Consider the following 17,252-nt stretch of genomic DNA (forward strand, 5'->3'; position numbering starts at 1 on the left):
CGGCGTGCTCACGAAAGCGAGCGCGAGCGCTTGGGCATACACTCTGTCGACCCGCTCGAGAGCCCAGCCGATGAGGAGCAACAACCATGGCCGAGTCCCCCACCGCCCCCAAGGACCGCTACGACGTCGTGACCATCGGCGCCGGCCCGGCGGGACTGACGGCCGGGATGTACGCGGCACGGCAGGGGCTGGTCACGGCGCTGGTGGCCGGAAGCATCGGCGGCCAAGCGATGTGGGCCAAGCACGTCGAGAACTTTATCGGGTGGCGGTTGATCAGCGGACCCGAGCTCATCGACGCGTTCCACGAGCACGTGCACCGCTTCGACGTCGACTGCTTCACCGGAAACCTGGTCAACGCGATCGTGCCCGACGGCGACGGCGGCTTCGATGTCTTCACGCGCGAGGGCCTCGTGCTTCACGCGGCCGCAGTCATCATCGCGACGGGCAGGGCCGCCACTCGGCTCGCAATACCGGGCGAAGACACGCTGGTCGGACATGGCGTCTCGTACTGCGCGACGTGCGACGCGGCGTTCTTCATCGGCAAGGCGGTCGCGGTCATCGGGCCGGGCGAGTCGGCGGCCGACGCCGCGCTCGAGCTCTCGACGCTGGGCGCCGGCCCGATTGCGCTCGTGAGCGAGCGGCCGGTGGTCGCCCCAGAAGCCGTGCTCGCCAAGCTCGCTGCCGACCCCGCGATCACGGTGCACGAGGGCGCCAAGCCGCTGCGCATCGAGGGCGACGGCCACGTCGAGCGGCTGGTAGTGGCGCGCGATGGCGCCGAGGAAACGCTCACGGTGTGCGGCGTCTTCATCGAGGTGGGCTCGATCAGGGCCGACGACTTTGCGATGGGACTTGTGGAGGTCAACGACAAGGGCGAGATCGTCGTCGATAAGTCGGGCGCGACGTCCACGCCTGGTATCTACGCGGCGGGGGACGTTACCGACGAGTTCGGCAAGCAGATCATCATCGCCAGCGGCCAGGGCGCCCGCGCTGCGATGGCGGCTAACCGGGACCTGAAGCGGCGCTAGGGAGTGACCCCGGCGCCCACTACTCCCTGCCCGGTAGTCGAATTCGGCGTCGGGTACTCCGTGGCCAGCAGCTGCTCGCCGGTCGTGGCGTCGATGACGACGGTCGTATCGCCGTGGCGGACCGGTGTAGGCGTAGTCACCTTCCCGGGCGCGTAGGCCCCGCCGTGCGCTTGCTGCGTCACCCCGGTCCACGTGACGATCCAAGCGGTGGTTGGCTTGGAAGTCTTGGGATTGTTGACCACCGCGGCAACGAATATCTTCGGCAGCAGCACGTAGATCGCCGAGACCAGCGTCCCGTCTGATGGATGGCCGATCTCGATCGCACGGTCGCGCGAGATGGCAGGCGAGCCGCTCGCCACGACGACGTCGCTCGCCCCCGGCACGCCCTTGATTCCATCCTGCGGCACCGAGTTCGCATCGAGCCCGGGCATCGTGGGCGCCGCTACTACGGCCCCAGTCCCGCCGTCCGAGCCAAGCACCACGAAATGCGACGCGTCGCTTGCCGCCGGGACCGAATGCGCGCATCCGGCTGCAGCCAAACCCACCGCCACCACCGCCGCAACCCCGATCCACCTGTTCACGATTCCGCGCATCGAGCTGTCCCCCGTCCCTGCCTCGCTGCTACTTCGCGACCGGCTCGTAGGCGATGGTATCGGCCACGGCCCCGCTGCTGGAGTCGACGAAGATCGTGACGCTGCCGACGTTGGAAGTCGCACTTCCGTCTGCGCCGGGAAGTTGTCCTCCGTGAAAGGTGACCATCCACGCATCGATCGGAGGATTCTTGCCGCCGCTGCGCGCGAACAACACGTGCACGGCCGCCGGGTCCCGACCGCCGAGTGGCTTGCGCGTGGCGGCAATCTCGAGCGCCTTGGCCTGGGTGACCGGTGTGGCGCCGTACGCCGAAGACACTTGAACGCCGAGGCTTGCGGGGATGCCCTCAGCGGTCGCCGGGTTGGGCGCCGCTGTCTGAGTTGACTGCTTGGATGTCGCCGTTGAAGACACACGCGTCGAGGCCCCAAGCACGCTCAGTTCCGAGGACGCTACCTGCGGGGGTCCAGTTGTCGATGCGGTCTTCGCCGAGCAACCCGCCAGCAGCATAACGACGACGACCAACACGGCGATCCAGACGCTCGTGCGCATGCCAGCTCCCCTCCTACTTGTGGTACGGCTCTCCCCTGTTGATACGAAACGCTCGGTAGATCTGTTCGAGCAGTACGACCCTGGCCATGTTGTGCGGCAGCGTCATCGCCCCGAACGACATCCGTTCGTCGGCACGCGCCAGCACGTCGGCCGATAGCCCCACCGAGCCTCCGACAACGAACGCTACGCTACTTCGCCCATCCAGCGCCAGCTCGGCGAGGTGAGAAGCGAACTGCTCGCTCGATCGCTGCTTGCCGCCGATCTCCAGCGTGATGACGTGCGCGCCCTCTGGGATCGCGCGCAAGATGTCGGCGCCTTCCTTGGCGAGCGCACGCGGTGCGTCTCGGCCTGAGTCGCGATCGTCGATCTCGGCCACTCGTACGGTTGCGTACGGACCGAGTCGCTTGAGGTACTCGTCGGCCGCCTCGCGCCAGTAGCGCTCCTTGAGGCGGCCGACCGCGACGACCGTCAGCCTCACTGGGCGGTCGCGTCCGAGCCCATCGTCACCTGTAGCGTGACATTCTGATTGTTGCGAACGACCTCGACTGGCACGGTCTGCCCGATCTTGACCGCGCGGATGCCGGCGAACACGTCGGCGACGCTGGTCACATCCAGGGCACCGATCTTGGTGATGATGTCGCCAGCCTTCATCCCGCCCTTGTCCGCTGGCGAGCTGGGCGACACGAAGCGCACGAGCGCACCGCTCTTGACGGCCAGGCCGTACTGCGCCGCCACGCTCTCGTCGACCGTCTGCGTCGAGACGCCCAAGTACGGGTGCGTCGCCTTGCCGGACGCGATGAGCTGCTTGGCGATGTCGATGGCAAAGTCGATTGGGATGGCGAAACCGATACCCGCCGACTGCGCCACGCCCACGCTGCCCGACGGCGAGGAGATCAGCGAGTTCAAGCCAACAATCTTGCCGTTCTCATCGACGAGCGCACCACCTGAGTTGCCCGGGTTGATGGCAGCGTCGGTCTGGATGAGGTTCGTGTACGTCGTGATGTCGTTGCTCGTCTGGCCCTGCGCCTGTTCGGAGCGCTGGAGTGCCGAGACGATGCCGCTGGTCACGGTTTTCTCAAGCCCGAATGGGCTGCCGACGGCCATAACCCACTGCCCGACCTGCAGGTCTTTGGATGACCCGATCTCAATGGCCGGGTATCCCGTACCGTCGACTTTGATGACGGCGATGTCTGTGGTCTTGTCGACGCCCACGACCTTGGCGACCTTGCTCTCCACGCCCACCGTGACCATGATCCGATCGGCACCGTCGATCACGTGGTTGTTGGTCAGGATATAGCCGTCCTGCCGGATGATGACGCCCGATCCGCTTGCAACGTCCTGGTAGGACTTGGTGCCGCTGAACGGGTCTACCACAGCCTGCTGGATCGTAATGCTCACGACGGACGGAACGGCCTTCTTGGCGACGGCCGTGGCGACGTCGACATTCGAGTTCTTCGCGTTGATCGAGATCTTCGCCGCCGAGATGTTGGGGCTCGGCGAGGTGACGGTAGCGGTCCTGGTGCCAAGCGGCAGGAGCCCAAACGCCCACACGAGGGCGGCCGCAACCAGCAGCCCTCCCACGAGCGCGCCGAGCGTCGCCGAGGTCACTACCGCCGCGCTCGACCAGCGCTTGTCTTGAGCTGGCTCCTCGCACGGTTCCTCGCTCTCGCCCGTGTAGTCGCACACGGGCAGCGGCTCGTCGTACGCGCGAGAGGGCGGCGTCCACTCCGGAGCTGGAGGCGCCGATGCTGTTGGTGGCACTGGTGGCTGCCACGCCGGCGGCGCAGCGGCTGCGGGCGTCTCCCACGGAGCATTCGGCGCGGCCACGGGCTGTTGCGGGGCGGGCGGCGCTGCGGGTGCAGCCGGCATCGGCGGCACCGCAGGGGTGGGCGGCTCGGTCGGGACGACGGGTGTCGGCTGCGTCGGCGGATACCCGGGAGCAGGCGGCTGCGGCGTCGCGGGAGGGACGCCCGGAAGCGGCTGCGGCGCGGACGGAAACTCCTCGGCGCTGGGTTCTTGGCCGGACGGGTTTGGATTCATGGAATCGGTGCTCATGGCTCACCTCGGACGACGACGGTGCCGGTGTAGACATCCGGTTACAAGCAAGCGTACTACCGGCGTGTATGCATGGCAGGTGCTTCCACAGAAAGCACACGCCGGCGACGCAGCTCCTGCACGGCCTCTAGAGCGAGCCGCGCCTGCGCGTGAGAGCGCCGCAGAGTCGCAGTCTAGTGAAGGAAAGCGCCGATCGACCCGTAGACCGAACCGGCGGCCAGCCCAGCAACCAACGTTATCGCCACGCACATGGCGAACGCGAACGCCGCAACGAAGCTCGGCTTTTGGCCGCGAGCGGACGAGGGTGCCTCGGCGAAGAACATCGCGCGGACGATGCGCATGTAGTAGCCGGCCGAGACCACGCTCATCACAACGGCGATCACGACGAGGGTGATGAGGCCGGCTCGCTGACCGGCAAGCAACAGGTTGAGCTTTCCGAAGAAGCCGATCATCGGCGGCACGCCCACGAGCGAGAGCAGCAACAGTACGAGGCCCCAGGCGGTCGCCGGACGGCGTTGTGCCAGCCCGTTGAAGTCGCTGAGCTGAGGGCCTTCCTCGGCGGCGATAAGCATAATCGCCATCGACGGGAAGGCGTAGGCCATCGAGTACGCGACGGCTGCCACGAAGCCTAGCCGCGACAGTGCGGCGACGCCGATCAGCAGGTAGCCGCTGTGAGCAACGCCCGAGTACGCCATCAGGCGCCTCATGTCGGTCTGCGTGAGAGCGGCAAGGTTGCCGAGCAGCATCGAGACTCCCGCAACGACTGCGAGCACGATTCCGGTCGTAGCGGCGCTGGCCGACACGGCGGACACGAAGCGCACCATGGCGACGGCTCCGGCGACCTTTGGGACAGTCGAGACGAAGGCCACGGTCCATGGCGACGAGCCGGCGTAGGCGTCGGGCGCCCAGTAGTGGAACGGCGCGGCCGTGAGCTTGGCGAACATGCCCACCAGCGCCAGCATCACCGCGACCACGCCGAGAGCTCCGGCGCGCGTCAGGTCGATCGAGTCGTAGCGGGTCGAGCCCGACAGGCCGTAGACGAACGAGAAGCCGTAGAGCATGACCAGCGTCGTCAGGATCGACATCAGGAAGTACTTGATCGCGGCCTCGAGGCTCTTGGTGTCGCCTCGGCGATAGCCGATCAGCACGTACGCCGGAATCGTGGCGAGTTCGACGCTGACGAGCAGCGTGATCAACTCGCGGGCCTCGGCCATGAGCATGCAGCCGACAAGCGAGAACATCGCAAGCGAGACGGCCTCGCGCACGCGACCTTCACCGCGCCCGGCAGTCCAGAGCATCCACGCGGCGCCTAGGAGCAGCACGACAACGCGCGCGAATCGCGCAGGCCCATCCAACACGATCAGGCCGCCGAAGGGCTGCGCGTTGGCTGTCGCCGGCAGCACCGCAACCAACGCGGCGGCCAGCGTGAGGATGGCACCCAACCACGCGGCGCCGCGATCGCCACCGGGCAGCAGCTCGGCGAAGAGCGCCAGCAGCGCGCCGACTACCAGCAGGAACTCCGGGATGAGGATGGAGTAGCCGGCCACCTAGGCCCCCAGCGTCTTTGCCAGCAGCCGCGCGAACGGATCGGCGTAGCGAAGCAGAAGGTCCCAGTCCAGCCCGATGGCGACGATCATCACTACGAGCGGAGCCACAACCAAGACCTCGCGAAGCGAGGCGTCCGGGCAGTCGGCGATGATGTAGGACGGTTGGCCCAGCACCACGCGCTGCATCATCCACAGCATGTACGCCGCGCCGAGCAATACGCCCATCGAGGCCGCGAAGACGATCCAGTGCGCAAGGTCAGGCGACTGCCACGCACCTAGCAGCGACATGAACTCGCCGATAAACCCGGATAGCCCTGGCAGCCCCATCGAGGCGATCGATGCGAAGGCGAGCAGTCCGGCGATCATGGGCATCTGCCCGGCGAGACCGGAGAGCTGCGAGATCTCGCGCGTGTGGGCGCGGTCGTAGACCTGCCCCACCATCAGGAACAGCATGCCGGCAATCAAGCCGTGACTGAAGCTGACCGCCATCGCACCGCCGATACCGATTGCCGTGCCCGAGGCGATGCCCAGCATGGCAAAGCCCATGTGCGACACCGACGAGTAAGCGACCAGCTTCTTGATGTCGGTCTGCGCGAACGCGACGGCAGCGCCGTAGACGATCGAGATCATCGCGAGAACGGCCAGGAACCACTGCCACTGATGAAACGCGTTAGGCAGCATGGGCAGCGAGACGCGAAGGAACCCGTAGACGCCCATCTTCAGCAGGACGCCGGCGAGCAGCGCGGACGCGGCGGTTGGTGCCTCGACGTGCGCGTCGGGCAGCCACGTGTGCAGCGGCCAGATCGGCACCTTGACGGCGAAGCCGAGGAAGAACAGCAGGAAGAGCCACCACTGTAGGCCTGCCGGCAGGAGCGTGGACCAGCGAGTCGTCAGGACGACCATGTCGAACGTGCCAGTGTTGAGGAACAGGGTGACGATGCCCACGAGCATGAACACCGAGCCGAACAGCGTGTAGAGGAAGAACTTCATCGCCGCGTACTCTCGGCGCGGACCGCCCCACTGCGCGATGAGGAAGTACATCGGAACCAGAACGAGCTCCCAGAACACGTAGAACAGCACGAAGTCCATCGCGAGGAAGACGCCGTTCATGCCCACCTGGAGCAGCAACATCATCGAGAAGTAGAACGCCGGCTTCTTGTCGATCTTCCACGACGCGATCACGGCCAGAAACGTCAGCAGCGCCGAGAGAAACAGCAGCGGCAGCGACAGACCGTCGACTGACATCGAGTAGTTGATCTGCGCGGACGGCACCCACGCGAAGCTCTCGGCGAACTGCCGACCGCCACCTGGCACGAAGTGCAGGGCCAGCCAGACCACCAGCGCAAGGTCGACCGCCGAGAACGCCGCGGCGACCCAACGGGGCCACTGCAGGTTGTTCTTGGGCAGCAGTGCGCAGACAGCGGCGCCGACCAATGGCAGAAACACAATGAGGGTCAGCACTACTTAGGCCCCTTTCACAACGACGTAGATCATCAGGTACAACATGAACAGCACGACTGCCGAGAGCACCAAGCGCTGGTAGCCCTGGAGTTTGCCGGTCTGGAACGATCGCAAGAGCGATCCGGTCTGCTTGGCCAGCGTGGCCAGGCCGTTGACCGCACCGTCGATGACAACGCGGTCAAACGCAGCGGCGGCGTCGGCGAACCAGATCCAGCCCGTCGCTACGCCGTTGACGACACCATCGATGCCGGAGCGGTCGACCACCGCAAGCACGCCGGCAAGCGCCATGTACGGGCCGATGAAGACTCGGTCGTAGACGAGATCGAAGTAGAGCTTCTGCTGCAGGGCGCCGTAGACCGGTCCCAGGAAGGCCTTGTACGCCTGCGTGTTGACCACCACGGAGCGACGGCCATAGAACCACCAGCCGATACCGATGCCCGTGGCGGCCACGGCGGTGGACGCGAGCACCAGCGGGATCGCGGGCCACTCCCCGCGCTCGCCCAAGAACTTGGCGAACGCGAGCGAGCCAGCTCCGAGGAAGGTCGTGATCGTCGCGAGTGCGACCATCGGGATGAGCATGAGGGGCGAGCCCTCGTGCAGGTGTTCGGTCTGCTCGGGACCCTCGAAGACACGGAAGTACATGCGCGTCATGTAGAACGCCGTCAGGCCCGATGCGAGGAAAACGACCGCGACGGCCCAGTACTGGTGTGCCGCGAGCAGCGAGCTGATGATCTCGTCCTTGCTGAAGAATCCCGAGAACGGCACCACACCGGCCAGCGCCAGCGAGCCGATCAGCACCGTCGCCCACGTGATGGGCATGTGCTTGCGCAGCCCGCCCATCTCGCGCATGTCCTGCGTGTGCGCCGAGTGGATGATCACGCCAGCGCCTAAGAAGAGCAGCGACTTGAAGAACGCGTGGGTCACGAGGTGGAACATCGCGCCCATGACGCTGCCCGCACCCAGGGCCATGAACATCAGCCCGAGCTGCGAGATCGTGGAGTACGCGAGCACTTTCTTCACGTCGTGCTGCACGCTGGCGAGCAGGCCGCCAACAAGCGCGGTGATCGCGCCGATAATGAGCGTCGCCATGAGCACCGCAGGCGCGGCCTTGAAGATGTCGATCGTGCGGGCCACGAGGTAGACGCCGGCGGCTACCATGGTCGCCGCATGGATGAGCGCCGAGGCGGGCGTCGGGCCTGCCATGGCGTCGGGCAGCCACACGTGCAGCGGCACCTGGGCCGACTTGCCCATCGCCGCGAGGAGCAGACCACACGCGACTGCGGTCGCGACACCCGGCGCCCAAGAGTGGACGCTACCCAGCACGAGGGTGATATCCCACGTGTGCTGCGGCTGCGCGTAGATCACCGCAAGCGCGAAGAGGAAGCCCAAGTCACCGACGCGCGTGGTAAGGAACGCCTTTTGCGAGGCCTTTCTCGGCGCCTCGAGCTCGTACCAGAAGCCGATGAGGAGGTAGGAGCACAGCCCCATCATCTCCCACATCGCGAAGACGAGCAGCAGGTTGTCGGCGAGTACGAGCGTGAGCATCGCCGAGGTGAACAGCGACAGGACGGCAAAGTACCAGCCCTCGCGCTCGTCCTTGCTCATGTACGCGAGCGAGTACACCTGGACGCATGTGCCCACGAAAGAGATGACGACCAGCATGACCGCAGTGATCGCGTCCATCTGGACCGAGAGCGAGATGGGATGTCCCGCGATCACGCCCAGCATCCAGGGGTGGTCCCAGCGCACAGAGGTAAGCGCGTCGCCCCCAGGCCAGACGCGGCCAAACGCCAGGAACGAGAGCGCCAGAGAGCCGAACATCGCGCCGACAGGAAGCCAGAGCGTGCGGTTACGCCACGTCCGGGGCAGGAAAATCAGCCCCACGAAGGCGATGGCGGGAAGCAGAGGTATGGCGACAAGCCAGTTCATCCGCTATCCCTTCAGTTCCGACAGGTCGCTGACTTCGCTGTGGTTCGAACGCTTGAAGACGGCCAAGACAAGCGCGAGTCCCAGACCGATCTCGGCCGCCGAATCGACCATGCTGAAGACGGCGAAGAACCAGCCGTCCATCGTACGCGGGGTGACGAATCGCGACATCGCCACGAGGTTGATGTTGACGGCGATCGCCATGAGTTCAAGCGACATCAGAATCTGGACGGTGGCCTTCTTGGACACGGCGCCATACAGGCCGAGGGCGAACAGCATCGCGGCGAGCAGAAGGAAGGCTTGTACTCCAACACGCATCTACCTGTCCTCCTCCCTCGTCCACCATACGGCGCCCACAAGCGCTGCCGTGAGCATCAGCGAGGCGATCTCAAACGGAAGCGACCAGCCCCGAGCCGAGAACATCGTCTTGCCGAACGCGAGAAGGTCGGGGGCTACCACGGGGAACTTCGTCGCCGCCGGCGCATGGAAACCGCGCAGTACAAAGAACATCCCGACGCAGAACGCGAGGCCCAGTGCCAGCGCGATCGGAGAGAAGTCGCGCGAACGCACCGAATCTTCCAGCCGCCGCAGCGTGATCATGATCGAGAAGATCATCAGGATCGCGACGGCGACGGCGTAGACCAGCAGCTGGACGAGGGCCACGTACTCGGCGTCGAGCAGCACGAAGATACCGGAGGCGGCCACCGAGACCCCAAGCAGCCAGAATGCCGAGTGAACGATGTTCTTGGTGAACAACATCCCAATCGCCCCGCCGAGAAGCGCGGCGGCGAGCAGGATGAATGTGACTCCGGACACGGAGTCAGTCATCAGAGCCTCCTTGTGCAGGCGTTTCGGGCTTCTGGTCAGGCTCGGCGGGTGCAGCGGTTGTTGCTTCGGCCGTGGCATCGGCTGCCGGCTCGGCGGCCGCCGCGGCCGCAGGATTGGGCGCGGGTTCCTTGCGCTTGGGACCCACAGCTGCGACGTCGACCAGCAGATCTTCGACGAGGGTCTCGGGGGCGATGCGTGCAAGCTCGTACTCGTGGCTCATCTCGATCGCGTCGAACGGGCATGCCTCGACGCACAGACCGCACATCATGCACGCGCCAATCTCGTAGCGCCACCGGTCGATGTGCTTCTTGCGCTCCTCGCCCGTCGTCACGTCGATTTGGATGATGAAGTCCGGGCAAGCTCGCTCGCACGCGAGACAGGCGGTGCACTTGTGCTCGCCGTTCTCGTCGTACTTCATGCGCACGGCCCACCTCGACCGCTCGGGTAGCTCGACCTTCTCGTGCGGGTACTGCACGGTAATGGGCGGCCGAAAGAAGTTGCGGAAGGAGATCCGCATGCTGCGAAGCAGGCCGTATCCGTAGATGCGCTTCATCGGGCACCCACCAGGGTCTGGCCGACCTTGATGATGAGCGCCGTGATCATGACCCAGGCAAGCGACGCCGGGAGCAGCGCCTTCCATCCAAGGGCCAGCAGCTGGTCGACGCGAACGCGCGGCATCGTTCCGCGAATGGTCATGAGGAAGAAGATCCCGATGTAGGTCTTGATCAGGAAGACGATCGGAGCGATCGGCTGAATCAGATCGCCCGAGACCCACGGAATCTGCCAGCCACCGAAGAACAGCGTCACCATCAACGCCGAGAAGATGAAGTTGTTGCTGAACTCCGAGAGGAACAGCAGTCCGAACTTCATGCCCGAGTACTCGGTGGCAAAACCCGCGACGAGCTCCGACTCAGCCTCGGCCAGATCAAACGGCGTCTGGCCACTCTCGATGAGGCCGGCAATGAAGAACAGGACGAACGCCGGCACGTTGAGCACGAACCAGCGAGGGATGACGTAGAGGATCGTGCCGGACTGGGCCCGCACGATGTCGCCGAGGCTCAGCGAGCCCGCCATCATTACCACCGGAAGCGCCGCAAGCAGCATGGGCACCTCGTAGGTGACCTGCGAGCCCACGACGCGCATCGCGCCGACGAGCGACCACTTGTTGTTCGACGCCCACCCAGCGGCCAAGATGCCGAGCGGCGTGAGCGCCATGACGGCAAAGACGAAGAGCAGCCCTAGCGGCAGGTCGGCGATGACCCAGGTGCGCGAGAACGGCAGCACGATGTAGGCCATCAGCGAGGGCACGAAGACCAGCGCCGGGGCTAGGAAGAACAGCGCACGATCCACGGCCTTGGGCGTCGGGTCTTCCTTGGTGAGAAGCTTCAGAACGTCGAAGACGGTCTGGAACATGCCCCACGGCCCGTTGTCCATCGGCCCGAGGCGAACGTGCAGACGCGCGAGCACCTTGCGAAGCATGTAGATCATGACCACGCCGTTGACGAGCATGAGGCTCAGGGCGGCGAGGAAGCGAAGCGCGGCGGAGGCCCACGGGTTCATCGGTCCACCTCGCCCAGGATCAGGTCCATGCTGCCCATGAGCACGACCGCATCGGCGATGAGTGTGTTGTGGAGCATGGCCTCGCCGGCCTGCAGCGCAAAGAGCGCCGGCGGGCGGTAGCGCATCCGGTACGGTGCGTCCGAGCCGTCCGAGACCAGATGGATACCGAGTTCGCCGCGAGGCGACTCGACAGCCGCGTACGCCTCGCCTGCGGGCGGGCGAAGCACCTTGGCGACCTTGGCCGTATGCTCGCCTTCGGGCAGGCCGTCGAGGCACTGGCGGATCATGCGAGCCGACTGGCGCATCTCCTCGAGCCTCACGGCGCAGCGCGAGTAAACGTCGCCGGCCTCGGCCACGGGAATGTCGAAGTCGAGCTCAGAGTAGGCGGCGTAGGGCCTGTCTCGGCGGATGTCCCACGACACGCCACTTCCGCGCAGGTTGGCGCCGGTCAGCGCAAAGGCAAGCGCCGCCTCTCGGCTGAGCACGCCCACACCCTGCGTCCTGGCCTGGAAGATCTCGTTGCCCATCAGGAGCTCGGCGTTCTCCTCGATGTGGGTGGCAAAATCGTCGAGGAACTTGCGGATCTTGGCCTCGGCCGTAGGGGTGATGTCGCGAAGGACGCCGCCAGGGCGAACGTAGTTAAACATCATGCGAGCGCCGGTCAGGTCCTCGAGGATGTCGAGGAGTACCTCGCGGTCTCTAAATACGTAGAGGAAGGCGCCCATCGCTCCGGTATCGAGCCCCATCGGGCCGTACCAGCAGATATGACTCGAGATGCGGTTTAGCTCGCCCAGCAGACTGCGCAGGTACTGAGCGCGCCTGGGGACTTCGACGTCCATGAGCTTCTCGGTGGCGAGCGCGAACGCCAGCTCGTTGTGGATGCCAGAGACGTAGTCACCGCGGTCCATCAGCGTGCCCACCGCCGAGTAACGACGCGACTCGGCAAGCTTCTCGATGCCGCGATGCAGGTAGCCGATCGACGCCTCGCCAGCTCGAATCGTCTCGCCATCGAGTTCGAGGATGAGTCGCAGGACGCCGTGAGTCGACGGGTGCTGCGGGCCCATGTTGAGCAGCAGGTGGTCGGCGCGGGTCGCGTCTACGCTTACGGGAACGCGGCTCAGCCCGGCCGGCAGCGTGGCCGGAATCTCGAAAGCGGGCGGCTCGGCGTCCTCGCCGAGCGGGACGATGTCACCGGTGGTCACGGTCAGGTACGCCGGATCCAGCAGCTGCGCGGCACGATTGCGGACCTCGGAGGCCTCACGCACGGCCACCGCCTTGCGCAGGTATGGAGCGCAGCCGTCGGTAGTGAGCAGGCGACGCGGATTCGGGTGGCCTTCCAGCGCCAGACCGAACAGCTCTGCAAGTTCGCGCTCCGGCATCAGGGCCGCCGGGAAGATGTCCCAGACGCTGCGCAGCGGTGCGTCGTAGTCGTGAGCGGCCTTGAGCGTGACCTCCTCATCGCGAGCGAAGGACCTCATGCGGTAGACGACGTCGATGCCCTCGCCCGTATCGATGCCGAACACGTCGACAAGGAAGTCAAACGCGAGGTCAGAGTCGCGTAGAGCCACGACAGCAGCACGCGAGTCGCTCGCGGCGACGCGACAGACCGCGCCGACGTTTGCGACGTCTTCGATGGTCGGCTCTATGCCGGAGCGCGAAAGCGCGCTCCTAATGACCGTCGTGTCGGGCTGCTGCAAGGCGCTCCTCCGTACGCGCTTTGATCTTGTCCATGAGCGTGATGAAGCCGTACTGGACCGACTCTGGCCGAGGCGGACAGCCGGGGATGTAGACGTCGACCGGGACGACCTTGTCCACGCCCATCACGACGTTGGGGTACTCGCGGAAGGGGCCGCCCGTGCAGGCGCACGCGCCCATCGCCACGACCCACTTGGGCTCGGGCATCTCGTCGTAGAGACGCTTGACGGTGGGAGCCATCTTCCAGTTCACCGTGCCGGCGACGATCATCACGTCGGCCTGGCGCGGGCTAGCGCGAAAGAAGACGCCCATGCGGTCGAAGTCGAACTTGGGGCCCGAGGCGTGCATGAGGCCCTCGATAGCGCAGCAGGCGATGCCGAAGGCCATGTACCACAGGCTTTTGCGCCGTGCGACGTCGAACAGCTGCTCGCTGCGGATGAAGAGCATGGAGTTCTCGCCCGTGAAGCGCTCTAGTGCCACTTGAGCGCACCTTCCTTCCAGGCGTAGGCCAATCCGCAGGCGAGGATCGTCACGAAGATGACCATCTCGCCGAAGACGAACCACCCGGAAGCCGGTTGAGAGAACGTCAGCGCCCACGGATACAGAAAGACGGTCTCGATATCGAAGATCACGAAGAGCAGCGCGTAGACGTAGTAGCCCGCGTGGAACTGCACCCAGGGCGGCCCCATCGGCTCGACGCCGCACTCGTAGGTCTCGGACTTCTCGGCGGAGGGTTTCTTGGGGCTGAGCAGCCACGAAGCGGACAGCGTTGCGACCACGAAAAAGGCGCCGAGGACGATGAACGCTGCGATAGTAAGACGCTCGATGGGCACGCTTCCCCGACCCTCCTATCCCGGTGCGCGGCATGCGCGCAACTTGCTTGCAGAACCGTCCCGGAATCGGTGCTCAAAGCCCGTCCAACGGTTGTCGGACTGTACCATATGGCCACTCACGCGCCGCCACCCGAACGGACGATTCTTTCGGTGAGCGGGTGCTCAGCGGCGGTGGGCGGTCAGGAATGCATAGAAGCACTCCCAGACGAGTGTATCTCGATAGGCGCTAGCGCGCTTCTAGCTAGCGCGCGATGGCCCGAACGATGCTCTCGGCGCTTGATGAGACCACGCTGATGAGCGTCTGCGGCAGCACGCCGATCAGCACGATCAGCACACACAGCGGGCCCATCGAAAGGCCTTCGCTCCAGCGGATGTCGGGCATGGTGGCACGCTCGGGGTTCAGTGGACCGAAGGCGACGCGCCGAAGCATCCACAGCAGGTAGCCGACGGTGATGATGACCGCGAACGCGGCGATCACCGCGTAGGTCGGGTAGACGCCCAGCGCCCCGACGATGACGAGGAACTCGCCGACGAAGCCGCTCATGCCCGGCAGCCCCAGAGAAGCGAACGAGGCGAACACCAGCAGGCCCGCCAGGATCGGCGTGACCTTGGCCACGCCACCGAACGCCGAGATCTCGCGGGTGTGTGCGCGCTCGTAGAACGCGCCCACGAGGAAGAACAGCAGGCCGGCGATCAGGCCGTGCGAGAACATCTGCACCTGCGCACCGATGATTCCCGCCGCCGTACCTGTCGAGATGCCCAGCATGACGTAGCCCATGTGCGAGATTGACGAGTACGCCACGAGCTTCTTCAGGTCGGTCTGCATGAGCGCCACCGCCGCGCCGTAGACGATCGAGATCACAGCCAGCACGCCGAGCAGAGGCAGAAGTGCCTTGAAGCCGAGCGGCAGAAGTGTGGGCCCGAGCCGCAGGAAGCCGTACGAGCCCATCTTGAGCAGCACGCCGGCGAGCAGCACCGAGACTGCTGTGGGCGCCTGCACGTGCGCGTCGGGCAGCCACGTGTGCAGCGGGAAGATCGGCACCTTTACCGCGAGCCCGATTGCTATGGCGATGAAGATCGGGATCTGTACGCTCGCCGGAAGCTTAGCCGCGAGCGCGCCAACTTCGAGCATGTCGAAGGTCTTGGCGCCCGTCGCCATGTACAGGGCGATGATCCCGCCCAGCATCGAGAGGCTTCCGGCCAGGGTGTAAACGAAGAACTTGACCGCAGCGTAGGCGCGGTTGTCGCCGCCCCAGATGCTGATCAGGAAGTACATCGGGATGAGCACGACTTCCCAGAAGAGGTAGAACAGCATCAGGTCGAGTGAGACGAACACGCCGATCAGCCCGGCCTCGAGCATCAGCACGAGCGTGAAGTACTGCGCGGTACGGTCGCTGATGTTGCGAGACGCGATGACCGCCAGCAAGGAGAGCAGCGCCGTGAGGAAGACCATCGGCAGCGCCAGACCGTCGACACCCAGGTGGAATGCGGTCCCGAGCTCGGGAATCCACGTCAGCTTCAGCGCGAACTGCATCCCGCCCTTGGCGCGGTCGTAGACCGCCCACAGCCAGCTGGCGGCTAGCAGGTTCGCTCCGGCCAGCACGAGCGCAAGCGGCCTCGCCAGATGATGCTGGGCACGTGGGAGGAGCGAGATGGCGATGCCGCCCACGAGCGGTACCACGATCATCGCTGCGAGAAGGTACTGCAAGCCTCCCACCCCCTAACGTCCGAAGAGGGCTGCCGCGGCGTGTGTCGCTGCAACCATCGCTGTGTCGGGCATGATTCCGAGCGCAAGAACGCCGGCCAGGCAGACGGCGAGCGCGGTCGCTGCATGACGATCGATTCGCAACGGCTCTGCGGGGCCTTCGCCCACGTACATGACGAGCACGACCTGCAGGTAGTAGTAGACCGAGATGACGCTGTTGATGACGCCAATGGCGACCACCCAGAACAGCCCGACCTGTGCCGCCGAGACGAACACGAAGAACTTCGCCATGAAGCCGGCCATGAGCGGCAGCCCGGCCAGCGACAGCAGCGCCGTCATGAGCGCCAGGGCCAGCAGCGGGTTTCGCTTGGAGAGCCCCGAGTAACTCTTGATCTGCTCACTGCCCGTCGCGTTTGCGACGATGATCACCACCGCGAACGCCGCGAGGTTGGCGCACGCGTAAGCCATCATGTAGAAGAGCAGCGACGAGATGCCTTGAGGGCTGAACGCGGCCACACCAACGAGCAGGTAGCCGGCTTGCGCGATGCCCGAGTAGGCCAGCATGCGCTTGATGTTGGTCTGCCGAATGGCGCCGAGGTTGCCCAGCGTCATCGACAGAGCGGCCATGACGCCGAAGATCAGGCGCCAGTCCAGCGGCACGCGCTCGGCGGCGGTGATCACGCGAAGCGCGAGTGCGAAGCCGGCGAACTTCGAGCCAACCGACATGAACGCCGTCACCGGTGTGGGAGCGCCCTCGTAGGCGTCTGGAACCCAGTAGTGGAACGGCGCGGCCGTGATCTTGAAGGCGAAGCCGGAGAGCAGCAGCACCAGCCCAAGCACGATCACCGGCTCGATGTGCTTCTGGGTAGCCAGCTTCACGCCAATCTCGGAAAGCGTGCTCGTGCCGAGCGAACCGTAGATCAGGCTCATCCCGTAGAGCAGCACCGCGGTCGAGACGAGCACGAGCAGGAGGTACTTCAGCGCAGCATCGCCGCTCCTCGGGTCGCGCTTCGCGTAGCCCACCAGCACGATCAGAGGCAAGCTCGTCAGCTGCAGCGACAGGAAGATCGTGAACAGCTCGGCGGCCGAGGCCAGAAGCATGCTGCCGAGGATGGTCCACGCGATGAGCGCGTAGAACTCGGCGGTCCATCGCGTGAACTTGGGCACCGCCTCGACCGACATCAGGATGACGATCACGCCGATGCCGATGAACAGCAGTTGGAAGAAGGCCGAGAGCTGGTCGATCTCGATGATGCCGTTAAACAGTGTCTTGGTCACGCCGACGATCGGCACGACGGAGACGGCTGCGGCGAGCAGACCAAAGATGGCCAGGTAGGCGGGCCACGTGCCCGTATGTCCGGTGGCCTCGTCGTGCGCGGGCCAGATCAGGTCGGCGACGAGCAGCCCCACTCCGGTCAGCGCAACGATGATCTCCGGCAGGAGGTAGTAGTAGGTGGAGACCGGTACCTGCACCATG

Annotated in this window: 16 protein-coding genes and 1 pseudogene; 1 reads left to right on the forward strand and 16 read right to left on the reverse strand. The window is 65.4% G+C overall.

Annotation, left to right across the window (positions count from 1 at the left end; all coding sequences use genetic code 11):
- Window positions 1-86: 86 nt before the first annotated feature.
- Window positions 87-1,025, forward strand: coding sequence for an FAD-dependent oxidoreductase (locus tag P4L93_00520; protein MDR3685435.1), 939 nt, complete (start codon window positions 87-89; stop codon window positions 1,023-1,025).
- On the opposite strand, the gene P4L93_00525 is transcribed toward P4L93_00520, so the two are convergent.
- The 16 genes and pseudogenes from P4L93_00525 to P4L93_00600 all read right to left on the reverse strand — a co-directional run bounded on the left by P4L93_00525 (window position 1,022) and on the right by P4L93_00600 (window position 17,251).
- On the reverse strand, window positions 1,022-1,618 hold the full coding sequence (locus tag P4L93_00525) for a hypothetical protein (protein ID MDR3685436.1): 597 nt from the start codon (window positions 1,616-1,618) through the stop codon (window positions 1,022-1,024). The genes P4L93_00520 and P4L93_00525 overlap by 4 nt on opposite strands.
- A 28-nt stretch (window positions 1,619-1,646) precedes the next feature.
- Window positions 1,647-2,165 carry a hypothetical protein gene (locus tag P4L93_00530; protein MDR3685437.1) on the reverse strand — a complete coding sequence of 173 codons (519 nt, stop codon included), beginning with the start codon at window positions 2,163-2,165 and terminating at the stop codon, window positions 1,647-1,649.
- A gap of 13 nt (window positions 2,166-2,178) precedes the next feature.
- Window positions 2,179-2,643, reverse strand: a complete 465-nt coding sequence (gene rlmH, locus P4L93_00535; protein MDR3685438.1) for a 23S rRNA (pseudouridine(1915)-N(3))-methyltransferase RlmH — start codon at window positions 2,641-2,643, stop codon at window positions 2,179-2,181.
- Window positions 2,640-4,220 (reverse strand): trypsin-like peptidase domain-containing protein, encoded by a 1,581-nt coding sequence (locus P4L93_00540; protein ID MDR3685439.1) that lies wholly within the window; start codon window positions 4,218-4,220, stop codon window positions 2,640-2,642. Before P4L93_00540 ends, rlmH begins: the two co-directional genes overlap by 4 nt.
- A gap of 173 nt (window positions 4,221-4,393) precedes the next feature.
- Window positions 4,394-5,767 (reverse strand): NADH-quinone oxidoreductase subunit N, encoded by a 1,374-nt coding sequence (locus tag P4L93_00545; protein ID MDR3685440.1) that lies wholly within the window; start codon window positions 5,765-5,767, stop codon window positions 4,394-4,396.
- Window positions 5,768-7,228, reverse strand: a complete 1,461-nt coding sequence (locus P4L93_00550) for an NADH-quinone oxidoreductase subunit M (GenBank protein ID MDR3685441.1) — start codon at window positions 7,226-7,228, stop codon at window positions 5,768-5,770.
- A gap of 3 nt (window positions 7,229-7,231) precedes the next feature.
- Window positions 7,232-9,157, reverse strand: coding sequence for an NADH-quinone oxidoreductase subunit L (gene nuoL / locus P4L93_00555; protein ID MDR3685442.1), 1,926 nt, complete (start codon window positions 9,155-9,157; stop codon window positions 7,232-7,234).
- A gap of 3 nt (window positions 9,158-9,160) precedes the next feature.
- Entirely contained in the window at window positions 9,161-9,472 is a 312-nt protein-coding gene (gene nuoK, locus P4L93_00560; protein MDR3685443.1) for an NADH-quinone oxidoreductase subunit NuoK, read from the reverse strand.
- Window positions 9,473-9,982, reverse strand: coding sequence for an NADH-quinone oxidoreductase subunit J (locus P4L93_00565; GenBank protein ID MDR3685444.1), 510 nt, complete (start codon window positions 9,980-9,982; stop codon window positions 9,473-9,475).
- Window positions 9,975-10,535: an NADH-quinone oxidoreductase subunit I gene (locus P4L93_00570; protein ID MDR3685445.1), complete on the reverse strand. Its 561-nt coding sequence runs from the start codon at window positions 10,533-10,535 to the stop codon at window positions 9,975-9,977. The genes P4L93_00565 and P4L93_00570 overlap by 8 nt, the downstream gene beginning before the upstream one ends.
- Complete coding sequence (gene nuoH / locus P4L93_00575) at window positions 10,532-11,542, reverse strand: NADH-quinone oxidoreductase subunit NuoH (GenBank protein ID MDR3685446.1); 1,011 nt, start codon at window positions 11,540-11,542, stop codon at window positions 10,532-10,534. Before nuoH ends, P4L93_00570 begins: the two co-directional genes overlap by 4 nt.
- Window positions 11,539-13,239 (reverse strand): NADH-quinone oxidoreductase subunit D, encoded by a 1,701-nt coding sequence (locus P4L93_00580; GenBank protein MDR3685447.1) that lies wholly within the window; start codon window positions 13,237-13,239, stop codon window positions 11,539-11,541. Before P4L93_00580 ends, nuoH begins: the two co-directional genes overlap by 4 nt.
- Window positions 13,211-13,666, reverse strand: a pseudogene (nuoB, locus tag P4L93_00585) (NADH-quinone oxidoreductase subunit NuoB). The gene P4L93_00580 and the pseudogene nuoB overlap by 29 nt, the downstream one beginning before the upstream one ends.
- Before the next feature lie 41 nt (window positions 13,667-13,707).
- Window positions 13,708-14,049, reverse strand: coding sequence for an NADH-quinone oxidoreductase subunit A (locus tag P4L93_00590; protein MDR3685448.1), 342 nt, complete (start codon window positions 14,047-14,049; stop codon window positions 13,708-13,710).
- Between the two features lie 262 nt (window positions 14,050-14,311).
- A complete protein-coding gene (locus P4L93_00595) occupies window positions 14,312-15,778 on the reverse strand; it encodes an NADH-quinone oxidoreductase subunit M (GenBank protein MDR3685449.1) in 1,467 nt (488 codons plus the stop codon).
- A gap of 12 nt (window positions 15,779-15,790) precedes the next feature.
- On the reverse strand, window positions 15,791-17,251 hold the full coding sequence (locus P4L93_00600) for an NADH-quinone oxidoreductase subunit N (protein ID MDR3685450.1): 1,461 nt from the start codon (window positions 17,249-17,251) through the stop codon (window positions 15,791-15,793).
- Between the last annotated feature and the right edge of the window lies 1 nt (window position 17,252).

It is taken from the genome of Coriobacteriia bacterium (genome assembly GCA_031292615.1).
In the GTDB taxonomy this organism is placed as follows: domain Bacteria; phylum Actinomycetota; class Coriobacteriia; order Anaerosomatales; family JAAXUF01; genus JARLGT01.